We start from the raw sequence: 22,812 nt of genomic DNA on the forward strand, positions 1-22,812 counted from the left end.
CCTGATCCGCCCTCCCCACCCCCTCCCCATCCGCCCGAACCCCGCCCAGAGGCTAGGACCGCTGAGATGACCAAGCTCGAACTCCTCCCCGCCGTCGACGTCCGGGACGGCCAGGCCGTACGGCTCGTCCACGGCGAGTCCGGCACGGAGACGTCGTACGGCTCCCCGCTGGAGGCGGCCCTGGCGTGGCAGCGCGCGGGCGCCGAGTGGCTGCATCTGGTCGACCTCGACGCCGCGTTCGGCACGGGCGACAACCGCGCGCTGATCGCCGAGGTGGCCGGCAGCATCGCGGGCCACGGCGTCAAGGTGGAGCTGTCCGGCGGCATCCGCGACGACGCCTCCCTCGCCGCGGCCCTCGCCACCGGCTGCACCCGCGTCAACCTCGGCACCGCCGCCCTGGAGACCCCCGAGTGGGTCGCCAAGGTCATCGCCGAGCACGGCGACAAGATCGCCGTCGGCCTGGACGTCCGCGGCACGACGCTGCGCGGCCGCGGCTGGACCCGTGACGGCGGCGACCTGTACGAGACGCTGGCCCGCCTCGACTCCGAGGGCTGCGCCCGGTACGTGGTCACCGACATCGCCAAGGACGGCACGCTCCAGGGCCCCAACCTGGAGCTGCTGCGCAACGTCTGCGCGGCCACCGACAAGCCGGTCGTCGCCTCCGGCGGCGTCTCCTCCCTCGACGACCTGCGGGCCATCGCCGCGCTCGTCCCCGAGGGCGTCGAGGGCGCCATCGTCGGCAAGGCCCTGTACGCCGGCGCGTTCACCCTGGAAGAGGCGCTCGCGGCGGTGGCGGAATGACCGACTCCGTACGCCGTGTGGCGACCGGCGCGCCCTGGGAGGAGCAGTTCGGCTACTCCCGCGCCGTGGAGCTGCCGAACGGTCTGGTCCTGGTCTCCGGGTGCACCTCCGTCGTCGACGGGGCCATCGCCGACGGCGGCCCCTACGAGCAGGCGATCAACTCCTTCTCCATGGCCTTCGCCGCGCTCTCGCAGCTCGGCCTGGGCCCCGAGGACGTCGTCCGAACCCGCATGTACCTCACGCACGCCCGGGACGCGGAGGAGGTCGGCCGCGCCCACAAGGAGCTGTTCGACGCCGTCCGCCCCGCCGCGTCCATGCTCGTCGTCGCCGGCCTCGTCGACTCGCGGCTGATCGTCGAGGTCGAGGTCGAGGCGTACCGCGGGGACGGGGGCACCGCGTCGTGAGCCTCGCCGTACGCGTGATCCCCTGCCTGGACGTGGACAACGGCCGCGTCGTCAAGGGCGTCAACTTCCAGAACCTGCGTGACGCGGGCGACCCCGTCGAGATGGCCCGGCTCTACGACGCCGAGGGCGCCGACGAGCTGACCTTCCTCGACATCACGGCCTCCTCCGGCGACCGGGAGACCACCTACGACGTGGTGCGCCGCACCGCCGAGCAGGTCTTCATCCCGCTGACCGTCGGCGGCGGGGTGCGCAGCGCCGACGACGTCGACCGGCTGCTGCGCGCAGGCGCGGACAAGGTGGGCGTGAACACCGCCGCCATCGCCCGGCCGGAGCTGATCCGGGAGGTGTCGGAACGGTTCGGCAGCCAGGTCCTCGTGCTCTCCGTGGACGCCCGGCGCTGCCCCGAGGGCAGCGGCACGCCCTCCGGCTTCGAGGTCACCACGCACGGCGGGCGCCGGGGCACCGGCCTCGACGCCGTCGAGTGGGCGCACCGGGCCGCCGAGCTGGGCGCGGGGGAGATCCTGCTCAACTCCATGGACGCCGACGGCACCAAGGACGGGTACGACACGGCGATGATCGCGGCGGTGCGGCGGCACGTCGCCGTGCCGGTCATCGCCTCCGGCGGCGCCGGCCGGCTCGCCGACTTCCCGCCCGCCGTCGAGGCCGGGGCGGACGCCGTGCTCGCGGCCTCCGTCTTCCACTTCGGCGACCTGCGGATCGGCGAGGTCAAGGCCGCGCTGCGCGAGGCGGGGCACCCCGTCCGCTGAATCACCGGCCCGGCGCGCCGGCCGCACCGGGCCGTCCCGTACGGACGGGCCGGTCCGGCCGGCGCGGCCGGTCGGCCCGTCCGTACGCGGCCCCGCGAGCTCGGGCCCCGCGGAACGGGCCGCCGGTCAGATGCCCAGCCTGGCCTCGATCACCCGCGCCACCGCCTCCTTGTCGCCGTCCAGCTCGACCCGGGCGACCTCCTGCCGGCCGTAGAGGAACATCAGCAGCTCCGAGGGCTCGCCGGTCACCGTCACCACGGGCGTGCCGCGGCGGGCGACCGCCGTCTGCCCGTCGGTGCGGCGCAGGACCAGGCCGACGGGGCAGCGGCGGGCGGAGAGGCGGGCGAGCTTCTCCAGGCGCGCCCACAGGGCGTCCGCGAAGACCGGGTCGATCTCGCGCGGCGACCACTCCGGCTGGGCCCGCCGGACGTCCTCGGCGTGGACGTAGAACTCGACCGTGTTCGCCCCCTCGTCGACCTGCTTGATCGAGAAGGGCGACATCCGGGGCGGCCCGCCCCGGACCAGCTGCACGAGTTCGGCGTACGGCTTGGCCGCGAACTCGGCCTGGACGCGCTCCAGCCGGCCTTGCAGCGGGCCGATCAGCACGCCGGCCGCCGCGTCCGGGCGGCGCTCGCGCACCACCACGTGGGCGGCCAGCTCGCGGGTGGTCCAGCCGTCGCACAGGGTCGGAGCGTCGGGTCCCGCGGCCTCCAACAGGTCGGCGAGGAGCAGTCGTTCGCGCTTGGCATGGGTGGACATGTCCGCAAGGGTAAGGGGACCGCCCCCGGTCCGCCCAGTGGACGAGGCCGGAACCGGCCCCCGCCGCGCGGCACAATGGCCGCATGACCAGCAACCTTGACCCGGCCATCGCCGCCCGCCTCAAGCGCAGCCCCGACGGGCTGGTCCCGGCCATCGCCCAGCAGTACGACACCGGCGAGGTGCTCATGCTCGGCTGGATGGACGACGAGGCCCTGCACCGCACCCTCACCACCGGCCGCTGCACCTACTGGTCGCGCAGCCGCCGGGAGTACTGGGTCAAGGGCGACACCTCCGGCCACGTCCAGCACGTCAGGTCCGTCGCGCTCGACTGCGACGCCGACACCCTCCTCGTCAAGGTCGACCAGGTGGGCGCCGCCTGCCACACCGGCGCCCGCACGTGCTTCGACGCCGACGTGCTGCCGCTGGGCGAGTAGGGTCGGGCGCCATGGACCTCGAGACCTTCCGCAAGCTGGCGGCCGACCGCCGAGTGATCCCCGTCAGCCGCCGCCTGCTCGCGGACGGCGACACCCCGGTCGGGCTGTACCGCAAGCTCGCCGCCGAGCGCCCCGGCACCTTCCTCCTGGAGTCCGCCGAGAACGGCCGCTCCTGGTCCCGTTACTCGTTCGTCGGCGTGCGCAGCTCGGCCACCCTGACCGCGCGGGACGGCGAGGCCCACTGGCTGGGCACCCCGCCCGTCGGCGTCCCCGTCGACGGCGACCCGCTGACGGCCCTGCGCGCCACCGTCGAGGCCCTGCACACCCCCCGCGACCTGGCCTCGGGGATGCCGCCCTTCACCGGCGGCATGGTCGGCTACCTCGGCTACGACGTGGTGCGCCGCCTGGAGCGCATCGGCGACCACGGCACGGACGACCTGCGGCTGCCCGAGCTGACCATGCTCCTCACCTCCGACCTCGCGGTGCTCGACCACTGGGACGGCACGGTGCTGTTGATCGCCAACGCGATCAACCACAACGACCTGGAGACCGGCGTCGACGAGGCGTACGCGGACGCCGTCGCCCGGCTCGACGCCATGCAGGCCGACCTGACCGGGCCGGCCGAGTCCGCCCCCGCCGCCCTGCCGCCGTCGGAGCTCCCCGAGTACACCGCCCTGTGGGGCGGCGAGGCGTACCAGCGGGCCGTCGACGACGTGAAGGAGCGCATCCGCGCCGGCGAGGCGTTCCAGGTGGTGCCCTCGCAGCGGTTCGAGACGCCGTGCACGGCGAGCGCCCTGGACGTCTACCGGGTGCTGCGCGCCACCAACCCCTCCCCGTACATGTACCTGTTCCGCTTCGACGGCTTCGACGTCGTCGGCTCCAGCCCCGAGGCCCTGGTCAAGGTCGAGGACGGGCGGGCCATGGTCCACCCCATCGCCGGCACCCGGCCGCGCGGCGCCACCCCGCAGGAGGACCAGGCCCTCGCCGACGAGCTCGTCGCCGACCCGAAGGAGCGCGCCGAGCACCTCATGCTCGTCGACCTCGGCCGCAACGACCTGGGCCGGGTGTGCGAGCCGGGCTCCGTCGAGGTCGTCGACTTCATGTCCATCGAGCGGTACTCGCACGTCATGCACATCGTCTCCACCGTGACCGGCCGGGTCGCCGAGGGCCGCACCGCCTTCGACGTGCTCACCGCCTGCTTCCCCGCGGGCACCCTCTCCGGCGCGCCCAAGCCGCGCGCCATGCAGATCATCGAGGAGCTGGAGCCCAGCCGGCGCGGCCTGTACGGCGGGGCCGTGGGCTACCTCGACTTCGCCGGCGACTCGGACACCGCCATCGCGATCCGCACCGCGCTGCTGCGCGACGGCACCGCCTACGTGCAGGCGGGCGCCGGCGTCGTCGCCGACTCCGACCCGGTCGCGGAGGACACCGAGTGCCGCAACAAGGCGGCGGCGGTGCTCCGCGCCGTGCACACGGCCAACCGGATGAACCACGTCCGAGGGCATGGGGGATAGTGGGGTACGTGAGTGCCGCACCCGAACCCCAGCCCCGTGCCACCGGCCAGGGCGAGGCGCCCGCCGGCGCCCGCCGCAGCCTCGCCGCGGCCCTGCTCCTCGGCGGTGCCGGGGCCGCCGTCGTGCTGCTGGCCTCCGGCCGGACCTGGACCGAGGGGCGGGTCGCCGGCCCCGGCGGGACCGTCACCCTGGAGGCGGCCGGCGGTGACATCACCGGGGCGCCCACCGCCCTGGCCGTCGTCGGGCTCGCCGCGCTGGTCGCCGTCCTCGCCGCGCGCGGGACCGGCCGGCGCCTCGTCGCCCTGCTGCTGGCCCTGAGCGGCGCGGGCGCCGCCGCCGCGGCCGTCGCCGGCGCGTACGACCGCGCGGCGCTCGACGAGGCGGCCGCCCGCGCCACCGGCGACACCGCCGCGCGCGCCGCCGCCCTCACCCAGACGGCCTGGCCCTACGTCACGGCCGTCGCCGCCCTGCTGATCCTCGCCGCGGGGCTCCTCGCCCTGCGCCACGGCTCCTCCTGGCCGGCGATGTCCGGCCGGTACGAGCGCGACGGCGGCCCCGGCGCGCGGAGCGCCCGGCGCGCGGCCGACCCCGAGCGGCCCGAGGAGCTGTGGAAGGCCCTGGACCGGGGCGAGGACCCCACCGACGGCACCTGACCTCGCCGGTCGGCGCGTGCGGCCCACCCCCGGGTCACCCGGTGGGCGCGCGTGCGGAAGAATGGCGGCGAGCGTCCGCACCCGGCGGGGCCTCACCACAGAGCGACAGCAACGAGGAGCAACTCATGGCGGGCAGCGCCCACGGACACACCCCGGCCGCCTGGACCGGCGTCACCATCTCCTTCATCGGTTTCTGCATCGCCGGTGCCTTCATGGTGGCGGCCAACCCGCTCGGCTTCTGGGCCGGTATCGGCGTCGTCCTGCTCGGCGGTGTCGTCGGTGCCGTGATGAAGGCCGCCGGCCTCGGGATGCCCAAGGAGACGCAGCAGCACGCCGAGGCGCGCCGCCGCGCGGCGGCCGACGCCTGAGCCGTCCGGCCCGGCCCGGTCCGACACGGGGCGCGGCCCGGCCCCGGCCGGGCTGCGCCGTCCCGTACGAGCGGTGACAATCGGCGCGTGGACGCCACGACACCCCCGCTCCCGGCCGGGACGCACCCGCCCGGCTCGCCCCCGCCCCACCCCGCCGACCCGCACGGCCCGCCACGCCCCGGCCGACCGCACGCCCCGGACGGCGGGCACGCGCCGGACGCCGGGCACGCGGGCGACGGTGGGCCGCACCCGCGGCACGCCGAGGTGCCGCCCCCGCCCGCCGACCCGACGCGCCCGGCCCGCGCCCCGCGCCCGGCGGGGCCCCCGCCGCCGCTCCCGCGCCGGCTCCTGCCGCCGCTGGGCGCCCTCGCCGGGGTGGCCGGGGCGTTCGCGTACGTCGGTGCCGTCGACCCCAACGAACCGGGCCACTACCCGGCCTGCCCGCTCCTGCGGTACACCGGTCTGTTCTGCCCCGGCTGCGGCGGACTGCGCAGCGCCCACGCCTTCGTCCACGGCGACCTCGCGGGGGCCCTCGGGGCCAACGCCATGGCCGTCGCCGGCTACGTCGCCTTCGCGGCGCTCCTGGTGTGGTGGCTGGTCCGGGCGGTGCGCGGACGGCCCTTCCGGCTCGACCCGGCGCCCTGGCAGCTGTGGCTCCTCGGCGGTGTGTGGGCCGTCTTCACCGTGGTCCGCAACCTGCCCTTCGGCTCCGCGCTCGCCCCGTGAGGCGCCAAACGGCCCGCGCGGCCGCCGCAGGACTCGTGAAAGCCGCCGCACGACCTGTGAAGCCCTCGGACGGACCTGGTGAAGAGGCTGGTCAGCGTCGTGGTGCGGACCGGATGCGGACGTGGGCCCCTCCTGCGGATACCATCGAGGTGTCCGGCTTGATCAATCACCACCCTCCCGGAAGGGGGCCTCTCGCGTGAGTGTGCTCGACGAGATCATCGAAGGCGTCCGCGCCGACCTCGCAGAGCGACAGGCGCGGGTCTCCCTCGACGAGCTCAAGGAGCGGGCCGCCAAGGCCCCCCAGGCCCGGGACGGCGCCGCCGCCCTGCGGGGCGAGGGCGTCCAGGTCATCTGCGAGGTCAAGCGCTCCAGCCCGTCCAAGGGCGCGCTGGCCGCGATCGCCGACCCCGCCGCGCTCGCCGCGGACTACGAGGCGGGCGGCGCCGCCGTCATCTCCGTCCTCACCGAGGAGCGGCGCTTCGGCGGCTCCCTGGCCGACCTGGAAGCCGTCCGCGCCCGCGTGGACATCCCCGTCCTGCGCAAGGACTTCATCGTCACGGCCTACCAGCTGTGGGAGGCCCGCGCCTACGGCGCCGACCTCGCCCTGTTGATCGTCGCCGCCCTCGACCAGCCCGCGCTGGTCTCGCTCATCGAGCGGGCCGAGTCCATCGGCCTGACCCCCCTCGTCGAGGTCCACGACGAGGAGGAGGTCGAGCGCGCCGTCGACGCCGGCGCCCGCATCATCGGCGTCAACGCCCGCGACCTCAAGACGCTCAAGGTGGACCGCTCCACGTTCGAGCGGGTCGTCCCGGAGATCCCGGCCGGCATCGTCAAGGTCGCCGAGTCCGGCGTCCGCGGCCCGCACGACCTCATCGCCTACGCCAACACGGGCGCCGACGCCGTGCTCGTCGGCGAGTCCCTCGTCACCGGACGCGACCCCAAGGCCGCCGTGGCCGACCTGGTCGCCGCCGGCGCCCACCCGGCCCTGCGGCACGGACGGGACTGACCCGCCGTGTCCGCCGCCGCCACCCGCCCCGCGGCCCGGCCCCTCCCGGGCCTGGCCGCGCGTGCGCGCGTGACGGCGGTGCGGGCACCCTCCGGGGCGTACGCCCGGCTCGCGCCCGGCTGTCGCCCCCGCGGCTGCCGCGCCCCGGCACGGCGCGTCCACGGCCGCCGCGTGCGGTACGTCATCGGTGACGAGCCGGGCCAGGTCAACGGCATGCGATGGCGCGCCCCGCGCCGCGGGGAGCACTGAGAACCCTCCACCGGGCCGCCGCCGAGGCGGTCCCGGGGCTCCCCGGCCGACGCGGCGCACACGTGTGTCACCACCACGTTCCCACCACGTCATCCCGGACACGCCGGGGGCGAGCGCCCCCGTAGGAGTCATCCGTATGCCCAGCGAGTTCTTCGTTCCCGACCCCGCAGGACAGGTCCCCGACGCCCGGGGGTACTTCGGCGCGTTCGGCGGCAAGTTCATCCCGGAGGCGCTCGTCGCCGCCGTCGACGAGGTCGCCGTCGAGTACGACAAGGCCAAGACCGACCCGGCGTTCGCCGCCGAGCTCGACGACCTGCTCAAGCACTACACCGGCCGGCCCAGCGCGCTGACCGAGGTGCCCCGCTTCGCGGAGCACGCCGGCGGCGCCCGGATCCTCCTCAAGCGCGAGGACCTCAACCACACCGGCTCACACAAGATCAACAACGTGCTGGGGCAGGCCCTGCTGACCCGGCGCATGGGCAAGACCCGCGTCATCGCCGAGACCGGCGCCGGCCAGCACGGCGTCGCGACCGCGACCGCCTGCGCCCTCTTCGGACTCGACTGCACCATCTACATGGGCGAGATCGACACGCAGCGCCAGGCCCTCAACGTCGCCCGCATGCGCATGCTCGGCGCCGAGGTCATCGCGGTGAAGTCCGGCAGCCGCACCCTGAAGGACGCCATCAACGAGGCGTTCCGCGACTGGGTCGCCAACGTCGACACCACCCACTACCTGTTCGGCACCGTCGCCGGCCCGCACCCCTTCCCCGCCATGGTCCGCGACTTCCACCGGGTCATCGGCGTGGAGGCGCGCCGCCAGGTCCTGGAGCGGACCGGGCGGCTGCCCGACGCCGCCGTCGCCTGCGTCGGCGGCGGGTCGAACGCCATCGGCCTCTTCCACGCCTTCATCCCCGACGCCTCCGTCCGCCTCGTCGGCTGCGAGCCGGCCGGGCACGGCGTCGAGACCGGCGAGCACGCCGCCACCCTCACCGCGGGCGAGCCGGGCATCCTGCACGGGTCGCGCTCGTACGTCCTCCAGGACGACGAGGGCCAGATCACCGAGCCGTACTCCATCTCGGCCGGCCTGGACTACCCGGGCATCGGCCCGGAGCACGCCCACCTCAAGGACAGCGGCCGCGGCGAGTACCGCGCCGTCACCGACGACGCGGCCATGCGGGCCCTGCGCCTGCTGTCGCGCACCGAGGGCATCATCCCGGCGATCGAGTCGGCGCACGCGCTGGCCGGCGCCCTGGAGGTGGGCCGGGAGCTCGGCCCCGAGGGGCTGATCCTCGTCAACCTCTCGGGCCGCGGCGACAAGGACATGGACACCGCCGCCCGGTACTTCGGGCTGTACGACACCGACGCCGCCGTGGCCGCCGACGCGGAGACGGACGTCGCGGAGATCGAGGGGGACGCCAAGTGAGCGGGAACATCCGGCTGCTGACCGACACGCTCGCCGCGGCGAAGGCGCAGGACCGGTCCGCGCTCATCGCCTACCTCCCGGCCGGGTTCCCGACGGTCGAGGGCGGCATCGCCGCCGTCAAGGCCGTCCTGGACGGCGGCGCGGACGTCGTCGAGGTCGGACTGCCGCACAGCGACCCGGTGCTGGACGGCCCCGTCATCCAGACCGCCGACGACATCGCCCTGCGCGGCGGCGTCCGGATCGCCGACGTCATGCGCACGGTCCGCGAGGCGTTCGCGGCGACCGGCAAGCCGGTCCTCGTCATGACGTACTGGAACCCCATCGACCGGTACGGCGTCGAGCGGTTCACCGCCGAGCTGGCCGAGGCGGGCGGCGCCGGGTGCATCCTGCCCGACCTGCCCGTGCAGGAGTCCGCGCTGTGGCGCGAGCACGCCGAGAAGCACGGCCTCGCCACGGTCTTCGTGGTCGCCCCCAGCAGCCGGGACGCCCGGCTCGCCGAGATCACCGCGGCGGGCTCCGGCTTCGTCTACGCGGCGTCGCTCATGGGCGTCACCGGGACCCGCGAATCCGTCGGCGAGCAGGCCGCGGACCTGGTCCGGCGCACCCGGGCCACCACGGACCTGCCGGTCTGCGTGGGGCTAGGCGTCTCCGACGCCGCCCAGGCCGCGCAGGTGGCCGGCTTCGCCGACGGCGTGATCGTCGGCTCCGCCTTCGTCAAGCGCATCCTCGACGCCCCCGACGAGGCGGCCGGGCTGGCCGCCGTACGGGAACTGGCGGGCGAACTGGCCCGCGGCGTCCAGGGGGCGAGGACGGGCGGGTAGCTCGTACGGGTGGATGTGGAACCGGGGAGGAGCGCACGCGCCTCCCCGGTTCGTTGCTTGGGCGTGAACGAGAAGAACAGCGCAGGGAACCGGAGCGCCCGCGAGCGGCTCCAGCAGGAACGCGAGCGCGAGAAGGCCCGCGAGAAGCGACGCAGGCTACTGCTCGTGGCGTCGGCCGTCGTCGGCGTGCTCGGCCTCGCCGCCGTCGTCGGCGTCATCGCCGCCAACACCGGGGGCAAGGGGGAGGAGTCGGGCAAGGGCCCGGTCACCGCGCCGTCCGGCGCCACCGGCGAGGACCAGCTCGTCATCCCGACCGGCGCCGCCGACGCCCCCTCCACGCTCACCGTGTGGGAGGACTTCCGCTGCCCGGCCTGCGCCATGTTCGAGAACACCTTCCGCGACACCATCCACGAGCTGGAGGCCGCCGGGCAGCTGCGCACGGAGTACCGGCTCGCCACGATCATCGACGGGAACATGGGCGGCAGCGGCTCGCTCGACGCGGCGAACGCCGCGGCCTGCGCACAGGACGCCGGGAAGTTCACCGCCTACCACGACGTCCTCTACATGAACCAGCCGGAGGAGACGGACGACGCCTTCGCGAAGGACGAGAAGCTCTTCGAGCTGGCCCGCAAGGTGCCGGGCCTCGACACCCCGGCCTTCCGCAGCTGCGTCGCCGACGGTACGCACAACAGTTGGGTGAACGCGTCGAACGAGGCCTTCCGCGCCGGCGACTTCCGCGGTACGCCGACGATCCTGCTGAACGGCGAGTCGATCTTCCCGACGAAGGGGAACGAGCAGATCTCCCCGGCGAACCTGAAGAAGTGGGTCGCCGAGGCGAACAAGGGCAAGAAGCCCGGCACGGCGACCCCGACCTCCGCGTCCTCCGCCTCCGCCTCCGCCTCCGCCTCCGCGTCCGGTTCCGGCTCGACCTCGGACTCCGGTTCCGGCACCGGCACCGACTCGGGTGCGGAGTCCGGCACCGACTCGGGTTCCGACGCCGGTTCCGAGGCGGGCCCGGCCTCCCCGAGCGGCGTCCGCGGGGCCGACCCGCAGGACGCCTTCGGACCCGCCTCCGGGTTGGACGCCGCCCGCTGACGCCCCGCCTCCGCCCCGTCCGCGCCCCCGCCCGGCCCCCCAGCCCGGCCCGTCCGCCCGGTGCGGGGCACGGCGGGGGCGGGTGGAGGGCGTTATGCAGTCTTTGCCGGGCGGGTGGCCCCGCCCCCGGTCCGGCAGGGTAGCGTCGGTGGTGCCATGGACCTTGCCTACATTCCCAGCCCGTCGACCGGTGTCCTCCACCTCGGACCGGTCCCGCTGCGCGGCTACGCCTTCTGCATCATCATCGGTGTCTTCGTCGCCGTCTGGTACGGCAACAGGCGGTGGATCGCCCGGGGCGGCACCGCCGGCACCGTGGCCGACATCGCCGTCTGGGCGGTCCCCTTCGGACTCGTCGGCGGCCGTCTCTACCACGTCGTCACGGACTACCAGCTGTACTTCAGCGAGGGCCGGAACTGGGTCGACGCGTTCAAGATCTGGGAGGGCGGCCTCGGCATCTGGGGCGCCATCGCGCTCGGCGCGGTGGGCGCCTGGATCGGCTGCCGCCGCCGGGGCATCCCCCTCCCCGCGTACGCCGACGCCATCGCGCCCGGCATCGTCCTCGCCCAGGCGATCGGCCGCTGGGGCAACTGGTTCAACCAGGAGCTGTACGGCCGCCCGACCGACCTGCCGTGGGCGCTGGAGATCAGCGGGGGCGTGAACCGCGAGGCCGGGCTCTACCACCCGACCTTCCTGTACGAGTCGCTGTGGTGCGTCGGGGTGGCCGTGCTGGTGGTCTGGGCCGACCGCCGGTTCACCCTCGGCCACGGGCGGGCGTTCGCCCTGTACGTCGCCGCGTACTGCGCGGGGCGCGGCTGGATCGAGTACATGCGTGTCGACGACGCGCACCACATCCTGGGGCTGCGCCTGAACGTGTGGACCGCGATCCTCGTCTTCCTCCTGGCCGTGACCTACATCGTGGTGTCGGCGCGGAAGCGGCCGGGTCGCGAGGAGGTCGTGGAGCCCGCGAGGACCACGACGAAGGCCACCGCGAAGACCGCCGACGCCACGGCGGAGAAGCCCGGCACGGACGCCGGCGCGGACAGGCCCGGTACGGACGCCGGCGCGGACGAGCCGGGTACGGACGCCGGCGCGCAGAAGCCCGGCACGGCCGCCGAGGCTTCCGACGCCGGGAAGACCGCCGCCGGGAAGACCGACGCCGCGGGGGAGACCCCGACCACCGGGAAGACCGACGCCGCCGGGGCCGGGGCGACGAAGAAGCCGTAGCGGCGACCGCCGCACGCGAGCGGCCGCCCCGGCCACCACGGCCGGGGCGGCCGCTTCGTCATATGGGGCGGCAGCCTGTAAGGGGCGCCCGGTGGAGCGTTCCGAGGGTGCCGTCGCAGGTGAGGAGGGCCTAACTTAGTAAAGCCTGGCTTGCTGGCGCGACCCTTACATCGAGCGTAGTTTCGAAGGGAGACGAGGGGCCCGGGCGGGACCCGCGCAGAGCAAGGGGAGAGCTGTGTCCATCATCGAGACCGAGGCCGCGCTGCACGTGGCGCACCGGGACAACCACACGCACCGCGACGTCAACGGCGGCTGGCTGCGTCCGGCCGTGTTCGGCGCGATGGACGGCCTCGTCTCCAACCTGGCGCTGATGACCGGTGTGGCGGGCGGTTCCGTCTCGCAGCAGACCATCGTCATCACCGGTCTGGCGGGCCTCGCGGCCGGAGCCTTCTCGATGGCCGCGGGAGAGTACACCTCGGTCGCCTCGCAGCGTGAGCTGGTCCAGGCGGAGCTGGACGTGGAGCGCCGCGAGCTGCGCCGCCACCCGGTCGACGAGATGGAGGAGCTGGCCGCGCTCTACGCGGCCCGCGGTGTCGAGCCCGCGCTCGCCCGCGAGGTGGCGATGCAGCTGTCCCGCGACCCGGAGCAGGCGCTGGAGATCCACGCTCGCGAGGAGCTGGGCATCGACCCCGACGACCTGCCGTCGCCGCTGGTGGCCGCCGCGTCGTCGTTCGGCTCCTTCGCCCTGGGCGCGCTGCTGCCCGTCCTGCCGTACCTGCTGGGCGCCGCCACGCTGTGGCCCGCGGTCCTGCTGGCGCTGCTCGGCCTGTTCGCCTGCGGGGCGCTCGTCGCCCGGGTGACGGCGCGCAGCTGGTGGTACAGCGGTCTGCGCCAGCTCGTCCTCGGCGGCGCCGCGGCGGCCGTCACCTACGCGCTGGGGGCGGCGTTCGGCGCGGCGCTCTAGGCGGTGCCTCGCCGTCGGGCGGCCCCGCGCGGGCCCCCGCACGGAGTTCACGCCTCGCGGGCGGCCGGTCACCGGCCGCCCGCGAGGCGTTCCGCAGCTCGGGGCGTCGCCCTGAGCTGCGGAGGAGGGCGCTGTGACGAACGACCGCTAGCCGGATCGGCCGGTGGGGTGGGACACTATGCGGGGCTCCACATAGGTAGTCAGTGCCGGCCGAATCCAGCGGTTTCGGCTGCCTCGCCACAGGGCATGAGTCGTGAACGCCGCGGGCAACGAGGCCCGCGCCCCCCGACGGACCGGCGAACACCATCCGTGTGCCCGGTCCCGCCCCGTCCACCGACGAGGAGCCCCCTCCGGCACCGCCGGCGCCACCGCCCGCAGTGTCCGCATGCTGGAATGCGCTATCCGGTTCCCGAGAAACGCTCCATCATGTAACCTGCACGAAATTTCCTGGAGGGCCAACGTCGTCCCTTCGGCACTCGCAACATGCCACGACGACGACGGGAGAGCCGATGCGTTCCGACGCCTGGTCGCCCATGGACAGTCGCCCCGCTCCGCAGGGGATGTACGACCCCCGCAACGAACACGACGCGTGCGGCGTCGGGCTGGTCGCCACCCTCACCGGTGTCCCCAGCCACGAGCTGGTCGAGCAGGCGCTGACCGTACTGCGCAACCTGGAGCACCGCGGCGCGACCGGCTCCGAACCCGACTCCGGTGACGGCGCGGGCATCCTCATCCAGGTCCCCGACGCGTTCCTGCGCGAGGTCGCCGGATTCGCGCTCCCCGACGCCGGCGCGTACGCCGTCGGCACCGCCTTCCTCCCCGAGGACACCGCGGACGAGGCCGTCTCGCGCGTCGAGGCGCTCGCCGCCGAGGAGGGCCTCACCGTCCTCGGCTGGCGCGAGGTCCCGGTCACCCCGGGGCTGCTCGGCGCCACCGCCCGCTCGACCATGCCGGCCTTCCGCCAGCTCTTCGTCGCCGACGGCACCAGCACGGGCATCGCGCTGGACCGCAGGGCGTTCGTACTGCGCAAGCGCGCCGAACTGGAGCTGGGCGTGTACTTCGCCTCGCTCTCCGCCCGCACCCTGGTCTACAAGGGCATGCTCACCACCGGGCAGCTGGAGCCGTTCTTCCCCGACCTCTCCGACCGGCGCATCGCCAGCGCCCTCGCCCTGGTCCACTCGCGGTTCTCCACCAACACCTTCCCGAGCTGGCCGCTCGCCCACCCGTACCGCTTCGTCGCGCACAACGGCGAGATCAACACGGTCAAGGGCAACCGCAACTGGATGCGCGCCCGCGAGTCGCAGCTCGCCTCGGACCTGTTCGCCCCCGCCGGCGACCGGCGGGACGACAACGGCCTGGAGCGGATCTTCCCGATCTGCACCCCGGACGCCTCCGACTCCGCCTCCTTCGACGAGGTCCTGGAACTGCTGCACCTGGGCGGCCGCTCGCTGCCCCACGCGGTGCTGATGATGGTCCCCGAGGCGTGGGAGAACCACGACTCCATGGACCCCGCCCGGCGCGCGTTCTACCAGTACCACGCGACGATGATGGAGCCGTGGGACGGCCCCGCCTGCGTCACCTTCACCGACGGCACCCAGATCGGCGCCGTCCTCGACCGCAACGGCCTGCGCCCCGGCCGCTACTGGGTCACCGACGACGGCCTCGTCGTCCTCTCCTCCGAGGTCGGCGTCGTCGACGTCGACCCGGCGAAGGTCGTCCGCAAGGGCCGCCTCCAGCCCGGCCGCATGTTCCTCGTGGACACCGCCGAGCACCGCATCATCGAGGACGACGAGATCAAGGCGAAGCTCGCCGCCGAGCACCCGTACCAGGAGTGGCTGGAGACCGGGACCATCACGCTCGGCGACCTGCCCGAGCGCGAGCACGTCGTCCACACCCACGCCTCCGTCACCCGCCGCCAGCAGACCTTCGGCTACACCGAGGAGGAACTGCGCGTCATCCTGGCGCCGATGGCCCGCGCCGGCGCCGAGCCGATCGGCTCCATGGGCACCGACTCGCCGATCGCCGCGCTCTCCGACCGGCCGCGCCTGCTCTTCGACTACTTCACCCAGCTGTTCGCGCAGGTCACCAACCCGCCGCTGGACGCCATCCGCGAGGAGCTCGTCACCTCGCTGCTCTCCTCGCTCGGCCCCCAGGGCAACCTGCTGGAGCCGACCGCGGCGTCCTGCCGCAGCGTCACCCTGCCCTTCCCGGTCATCGACAACGACGAGCTGGCCAAGCTCATCCACGTCAACGCCGACGGCGACATGCCCGGCATGACCGCCGTCACCCTCTCCGGCCTCTACCGGGTCTCCGGCGGCGGCGACGCCCTGGCCGCCCGGATCGAGGAGATCTGCGCCGAGGCCGACGCCGCCATCGAGGACGGCGCCCGCCTCGTCGTCCTCTCCGACCGGCACTCCGACGCCGAGCACGCGCCGATCCCCTCGCTGCTGCTCACCGCGGCCGTCCACCACCACCTCATCCGCACCAAGCAGCGCACCCAGGTGGGCCTGCTGGTCGAGGCCGGCGACGTCCGCGAGGTCCACCACGTCGCCCTGCTCATCGGCTACGGCGCCGCCGCCGTCAACCCGTACCTGGCCATGGAGAGCGTCGAGGACCTCGCCCGCGCCGGCACGTTCATCGAGGGCGTCGAGCCCGAGACGGCCATCCGCAACCTCATCCACGCCCTCGGCAAGGGCGTGCTGAAGGTCATGTCGAAGATGGGCATCTCCACCGTCGCCTCCTACCGCGGCGCCCAGGTCTTCGAGGCCGTCGGCCTCGACCAGACCTTCGTCGACACCTACTTCAACGGCACCTCCAGCAAGATCGGCGGCGCCGACCTCGACGTCATCGCCAAGGAGGTCGCCGCCCGCCACGCCAAGGCGTACCCGGCCAGCGGCATCGCGCCCGCCCACCGCGCCCTGGACATCGGCGGCGAGTACCAGTGGCGCCGCGAGGGCGAGCCGCACCTCTTCGACCCGGAGACGGTCTTCCGCCTCCAGCACGCCACCCGCTCCAAGCGCTACGACATCTTCAAGCAGTACACGGAGCGCGTGAACGAGCAGTCCGAGCGGCTGATGACGCTGCGCGGCCTGTTCGGCTTCCGGTCCGACCGCCCCTCGATCCCCCTCGACGAGGTCGAGCCCGCCTCGGAGATCGTCAAGCGGTTCTCCACCGGCGCCATGTCGTACGGCTCCATCTCCCAGGAGGCGCACGAGACCCTCGCCATCGCCATGAACCAGCTGGGCGCCAAGTCCAACACCGGTGAGGGCGGCGAGGACCCGGAGCGCCTGTACGACCCGGCGCGCCGCTCCGCGATCAAGCAGGTCGCCTCCGGCCGCTTCGGCGTCACCAGCGAGTACCTGGTCAACGCGGACGACATCCAGATCAAGATGGCGCAGGGCGCCAAGCCCGGCGAGGGCGGTCAGCTGCCCGGCCACAAGGTCTACCCGTGGGTCGCCAAGACCCGCCACTCCACGCCCGGCGTCGGCCTCATCTCGCCCCCGCCGCACCACGACATCTACTCCATCGAGGACCTGGCCCAGCTGATCCACGACCTCAAGAACGCCAACCCGGCCGCCCGCATCCACGTGAAGCTGGTGTCCGAGGTCGGCGTCGGGACGGTCGCGGCCGGCGTGTCCAAGGCCCATGCGGACGTCGTGCTCATCTCCGGCCACGACGGCGGCACCGGCGCCTCGCCGCTGACGTCGCTGAAGCACGCCGGCGGCCCCTGGGAGCTCGGCCTCGCCGAGACCCAGCAGACCCTGCTGCTCAACGGTCTGCGCGACCGGATCGTCGTCCAGACCGACGGCCAGCTCAAGACCGGCCGCGACGTCGTCATCGCCGCGCTGCTCGGCGCTGAGGAGTTCGGTTTCGCGACCGCGCCGCTCGTCGTCTCCGGCTGCGTCATGATGCGCGTCTGCCACCTCGACACCTGCCCGGTGGGCATCGCCACCCAGAACCCGGTGCTGCGCGACCGGTTCTCCGGCAAGGCCGAGTACGTCGTCAACTTCTTCCGGTTCATCGCGGAGGAGGTGCGCGAGCTCCTCGCCGAGCTGGGCTTCCGCACCCTCGACGAGGCGGTCGGCCACGCCGAACTCCTCGACACCGAGCGCGCCGTGGACCACTGGAAGGCGCAGGGCCTCGACCTCGCCCCGCTCTTCCACGTCCCCGAGCTGCCCGAGGGCGCCGTCCGCCACCAGGTCACCACCCAGGACCACGGCCTGGAGAAGGCGCTGGACAACCAGCTCATCGAGCTGGCCGCCGACGCGCTCGGCGCCGCGACCGCCGAGGACGCCCGGCCGGTCCGCGCCCAGCTGCCCATCCGCAACATCAACCGCACGGCCGGCACCATGCTCGGCCACGAGGTGACGAAGCGGTTCGGCGGGGCCGGCCTGCCCGAGAACACCATCGACATCACCTTCACCGGCTCCGCCGGCCAGTCCTTCGGCGCGTTCCTGCCGCGCGGCGTGACCCTCCGCCTGGAGGGCGACGCCAACGACTACGTCGGCAAGGGCCTCTCCGGCGGCCGCATCGTCGTCCGCCCGGACCGCGGCGCCGACCACCTGGCCGAGTACTCGACCATCGCGGGCAACACCATCGGCTACGGCGCGACCGGCGGCGAGATGTTCCTGCGCGGCCGCACCGGCGAGCGCTTCTGCGTCCGCAACTCCGGCGCCACCGTCGTCTCCGAGGGCGTGGGCGACCACGGCTGCGAGTACATGACCGGCGGCCACGCGGTGGTGCTCGGCGAGACGGGCCGCAACTTCGCGGCCGGCATGTCCGGCGGCGTCGCGTACGTCATCGACCTCGACCGGGACAACGTCAACGCCGGCAACCTCGCCGCCGTCGAGGCCCTCGACGACGCCGACCGGGCCTGGCTGCACGACGTCGTGCGCCGCCACCACGAGGAGACGGGCTCGACCGTAGCCGAGAAGCTCCTTGCCGACTGGACCGCCGCGGCGGACCGATTCAGCAAGATCATCCCGACCACGTACAAGGCCGTGCTCGCCGCCAAGGACGCCGCTGAGCTCGCCGGTCTCTCCGAGCGGGAGACCACCGAGAAGATGATGGAGGCGGCGACCCATGGCTGATCCCAAGGGCTTCCTGAACACCGGCCGCGAAGGCGCGAGGACCCGTCCGGTCGAGGAGCGCGTCAAGGACTGGAACGAGGTCTACGTCCCCGGCTCCCTGCTGCCGATCATCAGCAAGCAGGCGTCGCGGTGCATGGACTGCGGCATCCCCTTCTGCCACAACGGCTGCCCGCTCGGAAACCTCATCCCCGAGTGGAACGACTTCGCCTACCGCGAGGACTGGGGCGCCGCGTACGAGCGGCTGCACGCCACCAACAACTTCCCGGAGTTCACCGGGCGGCTGTGCCCCGCGCCCTGCGAGGCGGCGTGCGTGCTCGGCATCAACCAGCCGGCCGTCACCATCAAGAACGTCGAGGTCTCGATCATCGACAAGGCGTGGGAGTCCGGCATCGTGGCCCCCCAGCCCCCGGAGCGGCTCTCCGGCAAGACCGTCGCCGTCATCGGCTCCGGCCCGGCGGGCCTCGCCGCCGCGCAGCAGCTGACCCGGGCCGGCCACACCGTCGCCGTGTACGAGCGCGCCGACCGCGTCGGCGGGCTGCTGCGGTACGGCATCCCCGAGTTCAAGATGGAGAAGCGCCACATCAACCGGCGCATCGAGCAGATGCGCGCGGAGGGCACCCGCTTCCGCACCGGCGTGGAGATCGGCCGCGACCTGAAGGCCACGGACCTGCGCAAGCGGTACGACGCGGTCGTCATCGCCGCGGGCGCCACCACCGCCCGCGACCTGCCCGTGCCGGGCCGCGAACTGCGCGGCGTGTACCAGGCGATGGAGTACCTGCCCCTCGCCAACAAGGTCCAGGAGGGCGACTTCGTCGCCCCGCCCGTCACCGCCGAGGGCAAGCACGTCGTCGTCATCGGCGGCGGCGACACCGGCGCGGACTGCGTGGGCACCGCCCACCGCCAGGGCGCGCTCTCCGTCACCCAGCTGGAGATCATGCCCCGGCCGGGCGAGGACCGCGCACCGCACCAGCCGTGGCCGACGTTCCCCATGCTGTACAAGGTCACCTCCGCCCACGAGGAGGGCGGCGAGCGGGTCTACTCCGTCTCCACCACCCACTTCGAGGGCGACGAGGACGGCAACGTCCAGTGGCTGCACCTGGTCGAGGTGGAGTTCGTCGACGGCAAGCTGACGCAGAAGCCCGGCACCGAGCGGCGCATCCCCGCCCAGCTCGTCACCCTCGCGATGGGCTTCACCGGCACCGACCGCGAGAACGGCCTGGTCGAGCAGTTCGGCCTGGACCTGGACGAGCGCGGCAACGTCGCCCGCGACGGCGAGTACCAGACCAACGTCCCCGGCGTGTTCGTCGCCGGCGACGCGGGCCGCGGCCAGTCGCTCATCGTGTGGGCCATCGCCGAGGGCCGCTCCGCCGCCCGCGGCGTGGACCGCTACCTGACCGGAGCCAGCGACCTGCCGGCCCCGATCCGCCCCACGGACCGCGCGCTGACGGTCTGAGCCCCGCGCCGGGCGCCCGCCCCCGGAGGGGCGGGCGCCCGCGCAGGCCCTCTGCCGCCGGCGCGCCATCCGTGCCACAGTCGTCCCGTACAACGGCGTACGGAACACAGCAGCGCCCGCCACGTCCCCGACCGGACACCTGGCGGGCGCTGCGCCATGCCGCGGGCGACGTCCGTGCGCACCATGCCGGTCACCCGGGGAGCACACATGGCCATCGACCTCCAGAAGGTCCAGCGGACGGCACCGGCGCTGGTCGACCTGTACAAGCGGGCGGGCATCTCGCTCCGCAAGCACGGGCTGGAGGGGCGACGGGCGGCGGTCCACCTCGTCGTCGACCACTCCGGCTCCATGCGGCGCTTCCACCGGGACGGCAGCGTCCAGGCCCTCGCCGACCGGGTGCCGGGCCTGGCCGCCCACCTCGACGACGACGGCCGGGTGCCGGTCCTCTTCTTCTCCACCGACGTGGACGCCCTCGTCGAGATCGACCTCGCGAACCACGGCGGGTACGTCGAGCGGATAGCCGCCGGCCTCGGCCACATGGGGCGGACCGCGTACCACCACGCCATGGACGCCGTCATCGACCACTACCTGGACAGCGGCGCCACCGACCCGGCGCTCGTCGTCTTCCAGACGGACGGCGGCCCGTCCGACCGCCTCGCCGCCGAGAGGTACCTGTGCAGGGCGGCACGGCTCCCGCTGTTCTGGCAGTTCGTCGGGTTCGGGGACCCGGCCGGCCGGCAGTTCGACTTCCTGCGGCGTCTGGACGAACTCCCCGTCCCCGCCAGGCGGCCCGTCGACAACGCCGGCTTCTTCCCGGCGGGACGCGACCCCCGCGCGGTGCCCGACGACGTGCTGTACGACCGGCTGGTCGGCGGGTTCCCGCGCTGGCTCGCCGCGGCGCGCGCCACGGGCGTAATCCGGTCGGCCCCGAGCACCTCAAGTGGCAGTCTGGGCGGATGAGTTCTCTGGTGCGACATGTGACGATCGACTGTTCCGACCCCTACCGGCTGGCTTCCTTCTGGGCGGGCGCGCTGGGGGCGCCCCTCGCCGACGACGACCACCCCGGCGACCCGGAGGCCACGGTGCTGGCCCCCGGGGTGGCACTGCTGTTCATCGCGGTGCCGGAGGGGAAGAGCGTCAAGAACCGGCTGCACCTCGACCTCCAGCCGCAGGACCGCACCCGCGACGAGGAGGTCGAGCGGCTGCTCGCGCTCGGCGCCACCCTCCTCTCCGACCGGCGCCGGCCCGACGGGACCGGCTGGGCCGTCCTCGCGGACGTCGAGGGCAACGAGTTCTGCGTGGAGCGCAGCGCCGCCGAGCGGGCGGCCGGGGCCACCGCGGCCTGACCCGCGGCCGGTGCGGCCGAGGGCGGGCCGGTCCGGGCGTCGGTGCGGGTGTCGGTGCGGCTTGGGGGGCCGGGGCGGACCCGGGGGCCGCCCCCGGGGGCGGGCCGGCCCGGGGGCGGGGCGCGCGGGGCGGCGGCCGGGTGCCGGACGCCGGGTGCCGGTCAGCGGCGGCGGGGCGGGGTCCACTCCAGGCGGCGGCGGGTCGGTTCGTCGCGTACGTGCTCCACGGCCGCGCGGGCGACGGCGTACGCGGGTCCGTCCGGGTCCGCCGTCGCGAGCAGCCGCTCCAGCGCGGCCACGGCCCGCCGGTCCCCGCGGATCGCCAGCCCGCGGGCCGCCTCCGCCGCCACGGTCGGATCCGGCGCGTCGTCGTCGAGGCGGGCCGCCAGGGCCTCCCGCACGGTGGGGGAGTCCTCCGGGGCCACCGCCAGGGCGTGCGCCGCCGCGGCGCGCACCGCCGCGTCCCCGTCGCGGGCGAGCGCCACCAGGGCCGCCAGGCCCTCGCGCTGCCCCGGCGGGACGATCCCGGTCACGGCGACGGCGACGCCGCGCCGCACCCGCGCGTCCGGGTGGACGGCGTGCCGCAGCACGTCCGGCAGGACCGCCGGGTCGCCCTGTGCGCCCAGCGCCCGCACCACCGCCAGCACCACGTCCGCCTCCCGCACCTCGCGGGCCAGCTCCCGCAGCACCGGCAGGGCCCGCACCGCGTACGGCCCGCCCCCGCCGGGCGACGCGGTGAGCCGGGCCAGCACGTCGGCCCCGAACGCCTGCCGCAGTGGTTCCGCGTCCGCGCACGCGCCGAGCGCCTCGGTGAACGTCGCCTCGTCCCCGCGCCGGCCCAGCGCGTCGGCGGCCTCCGTCCAGTCGTCCAGCGTCGGGTCGCCGCACCGCAGCGCCCGCCCCGCCAGCTCCTCGTACGGCGGGTGCTCACCGAGCGCCTCCTCCAGCAGGGTCGCGATCGCCGCGTGGCCGGTCTGCTGCTCCCGCCCGGCGCTCGGCAGCCCGTCGCGCACCACCTCGACCACCACGGTCACGCCGCCCTCCTCCCGGACGCGCCGCGTGACGGTCTCCACGCCGTCCCCGTACGCCTCCGCCAGCGCCTGGCGCACCACCTGCTCCGCGTCCCGCCCGAGCCACGTCCGGGCCTCCGCCAGCGCCTCGGCCCGACCGGGCGCCCCGTACTCCAGCAGCGCCCGCACCACGGGGAGCGACCCGCGCCGGGCCGCGGCGACCAGCGGTGGCGCGCCGTCCGGTACGGCCGCGCCCGGGTCGGCGCCGTGCTCCAGCAGGACGCGCACCGTGTCGGCGAAGCCCTGGCGCACCGCCCAGGCCAGCGCCGTGTACCCGAACTCCTCGCGCTGGTCCGGCCACGCCCCCGCGGCCAGCAGGGCCCGGACGGCGCCGGTGTGGCCGTTGCAGGCGGCGCCGCACAGCGGCAGGTCGCCGCCGGTCGCGCCGCTGCCGCGCCCGGGGTCGGCCCCGGCGGCGAGCAGCAGCCGCACGATCCCCGTGTGGCCGCTGACGGCGGCGGTGTACAGGGCGGTACCGCCGTCCTCGTCGGTGGCCTCGGCGGGCGCACCGGACCGCAGCAGCCGCACCACGGCGTCCTCCGCGCCGCCGTGCACGGCTTCGAACAGATCCTCGTATACAGGCGCCGGCACCATCGTCATACCCCGACCCTCACCCGCCGGCCGCCCGGCCGCAAGCAAACAGTC

General features: G+C 74.6%; 20 protein-coding genes and 1 pseudogene. 19 read left to right on the forward strand and 2 right to left on the reverse strand.

The features are described 5' to 3' along the window. The first annotated feature begins 66 nt into the window (after positions 1-66). Genes priA through hisF form a run of 3 tightly spaced genes read left to right on the forward strand, consistent with a single transcriptional unit; the run spans position 67 to position 1,972 of the window. Entirely contained in the window at positions 67-801 is a 735-nt protein-coding gene (priA, locus tag LPA54_RS15235; RefSeq protein ID WP_228977839.1) for a bifunctional 1-(5-phosphoribosyl)-5-((5-phosphoribosylamino)methylideneamino)imidazole-4-carboxamide isomerase/phosphoribosylanthranilate isomerase PriA, read from the forward strand. Continuing rightward, a complete protein-coding gene (locus LPA54_RS15240) occupies positions 798-1,205 on the forward strand; it encodes a RidA family protein (protein ID WP_228977840.1) in 408 nt (135 codons plus the stop codon). The genes priA and LPA54_RS15240 overlap by 4 nt, the downstream gene beginning before the upstream one ends. Continuing rightward, a complete protein-coding gene (gene hisF, locus LPA54_RS15245) occupies positions 1,202-1,972 on the forward strand; it encodes an imidazole glycerol phosphate synthase subunit HisF (protein WP_228977842.1) in 771 nt (256 codons plus the stop codon). Before LPA54_RS15240 ends, hisF begins: the two co-directional genes overlap by 4 nt. 126 nt (positions 1,973-2,098) lie before the next feature. Here hisF and LPA54_RS15250 read toward each other — a convergent pair whose 3' ends face one another. Continuing rightward, complete coding sequence (locus LPA54_RS15250; protein WP_228977844.1) at positions 2,099-2,731, reverse strand: TIGR03085 family metal-binding protein; 633 nt, start codon at positions 2,729-2,731, stop codon at positions 2,099-2,101. An 83-nt stretch (positions 2,732-2,814) separates the two neighbouring features. Here LPA54_RS15250 and hisI point away from each other — a divergent pair, with 83 nt between their 5' ends. From hisI to LPA54_RS15330, 16 genes and pseudogenes are all read left to right on the forward strand, one after another. Next, the gene (hisI, locus tag LPA54_RS15255; RefSeq protein ID WP_228977846.1) at positions 2,815-3,165 is read left to right on the forward strand and encodes a phosphoribosyl-AMP cyclohydrolase; all 351 of its coding nucleotides are present in this window, start codon (positions 2,815-2,817) and stop codon (positions 3,163-3,165) included. 11 nt (positions 3,166-3,176) lie between these two features. Then, positions 3,177-4,679 carry an anthranilate synthase component I gene (locus tag LPA54_RS15260; RefSeq protein ID WP_228977848.1) on the forward strand — a complete coding sequence of 501 codons (1,503 nt, stop codon included), beginning with the start codon at positions 3,177-3,179 and terminating at the stop codon, positions 4,677-4,679. Beyond that, the gene (locus LPA54_RS15265; protein ID WP_228977854.1) at positions 4,679-5,332 is read left to right on the forward strand and encodes a TIGR02234 family membrane protein; all 654 of its coding nucleotides are present in this window, start codon (positions 4,679-4,681) and stop codon (positions 5,330-5,332) included. Before LPA54_RS15260 ends, LPA54_RS15265 begins: the two co-directional genes overlap by 1 nt. A gap of 125 nt (positions 5,333-5,457) precedes the next feature. Next, positions 5,458-5,700, forward strand: a complete 243-nt coding sequence (locus LPA54_RS15270; RefSeq protein ID WP_228977855.1) for an HGxxPAAW family protein — start codon at positions 5,458-5,460, stop codon at positions 5,698-5,700. A gap of 264 nt (positions 5,701-5,964) precedes the next feature. After that, a complete protein-coding gene (locus LPA54_RS15275; protein WP_228977998.1) occupies positions 5,965-6,426 on the forward strand; it encodes a DUF2752 domain-containing protein in 462 nt (153 codons plus the stop codon). 196 nt (positions 6,427-6,622) lie between these two features. Continuing rightward, positions 6,623-7,432: an indole-3-glycerol phosphate synthase TrpC gene (gene trpC, locus LPA54_RS15280; RefSeq protein ID WP_228977861.1), complete on the forward strand. Its 810-nt coding sequence runs from the start codon at positions 6,623-6,625 to the stop codon at positions 7,430-7,432. A 51-nt stretch (positions 7,433-7,483) separates the two neighbouring features. Beyond that, positions 7,484-7,681: a tryptophan biosynthesis modulator TrpM gene (trpM, locus tag LPA54_RS15285; RefSeq protein WP_228978000.1), complete on the forward strand. Its 198-nt coding sequence runs from the start codon at positions 7,484-7,486 to the stop codon at positions 7,679-7,681. Positions 7,682-7,817: 136 nt separating this feature from the next. Next, positions 7,818-9,104, forward strand: coding sequence for a tryptophan synthase subunit beta (trpB, locus tag LPA54_RS15290; protein ID WP_228977864.1), 1,287 nt, complete (start codon positions 7,818-7,820; stop codon positions 9,102-9,104). Further along, positions 9,101-9,925 carry a tryptophan synthase subunit alpha gene (trpA, locus tag LPA54_RS15295; RefSeq protein WP_228977866.1) on the forward strand — a complete coding sequence of 275 codons (825 nt, stop codon included), beginning with the start codon at positions 9,101-9,103 and terminating at the stop codon, positions 9,923-9,925. The genes trpB and trpA overlap by 4 nt, the downstream gene beginning before the upstream one ends. Positions 9,926-9,988: 63 nt before the next feature. After that, positions 9,989-10,798 (forward strand): annotated as a pseudogene (locus LPA54_RS15300) (DsbA family protein); the annotation flags it as partial. A gap of 378 nt (positions 10,799-11,176) precedes the next feature. Continuing rightward, a complete protein-coding gene (lgt, locus tag LPA54_RS15305; RefSeq protein ID WP_228977870.1) occupies positions 11,177-12,244 on the forward strand; it encodes a prolipoprotein diacylglyceryl transferase in 1,068 nt (355 codons plus the stop codon). 235 nt (positions 12,245-12,479) lie between these two features. Then, positions 12,480-13,208, forward strand: coding sequence for a VIT1/CCC1 transporter family protein (locus tag LPA54_RS15310; protein WP_228977873.1), 729 nt, complete (start codon positions 12,480-12,482; stop codon positions 13,206-13,208). Positions 13,209-13,717: 509 nt separating this feature from the next. Then, positions 13,718-18,298: a glutamate synthase large subunit gene (gene gltB, locus LPA54_RS15315; RefSeq protein ID WP_228977876.1), complete on the forward strand. Its 4,581-nt coding sequence runs from the start codon at positions 13,718-13,720 to the stop codon at positions 18,296-18,298. Further along, positions 18,291-19,751 (forward strand): glutamate synthase subunit beta, encoded by a 1,461-nt coding sequence (locus LPA54_RS15320; protein ID WP_228977879.1) that lies wholly within the window; start codon positions 18,291-18,293, stop codon positions 19,749-19,751. Before gltB ends, LPA54_RS15320 begins: the two co-directional genes overlap by 8 nt. A gap of 207 nt (positions 19,752-19,958) precedes the next feature. Further along, on the forward strand, positions 19,959-20,711 hold the full coding sequence (locus LPA54_RS15325; protein WP_228977880.1) for a VWA domain-containing protein: 753 nt from the start codon (positions 19,959-19,961) through the stop codon (positions 20,709-20,711). Beyond that, positions 20,708-21,097 carry a VOC family protein gene (locus LPA54_RS15330; RefSeq protein WP_228977882.1) on the forward strand — a complete coding sequence of 130 codons (390 nt, stop codon included), beginning with the start codon at positions 20,708-20,710 and terminating at the stop codon, positions 21,095-21,097. The genes LPA54_RS15325 and LPA54_RS15330 overlap by 4 nt, the downstream gene beginning before the upstream one ends. Positions 21,098-21,258: 161 nt before the next feature. Here the strand turns inward: LPA54_RS15330 and LPA54_RS15335 are convergent, their stop codons facing one another. Next, on the reverse strand, positions 21,259-22,767 hold the full coding sequence (locus LPA54_RS15335; protein ID WP_228977885.1) for an ankyrin repeat domain-containing protein: 1,509 nt from the start codon (positions 22,765-22,767) through the stop codon (positions 21,259-21,261). Positions 22,768-22,812 lie beyond the last annotated feature (45 nt).

The organism is Streptomyces sp. DH12 (assembly GCF_020873895.1).
GTDB lineage: Bacteria > Actinomycetota > Actinomycetes > Streptomycetales > Streptomycetaceae > Streptomyces.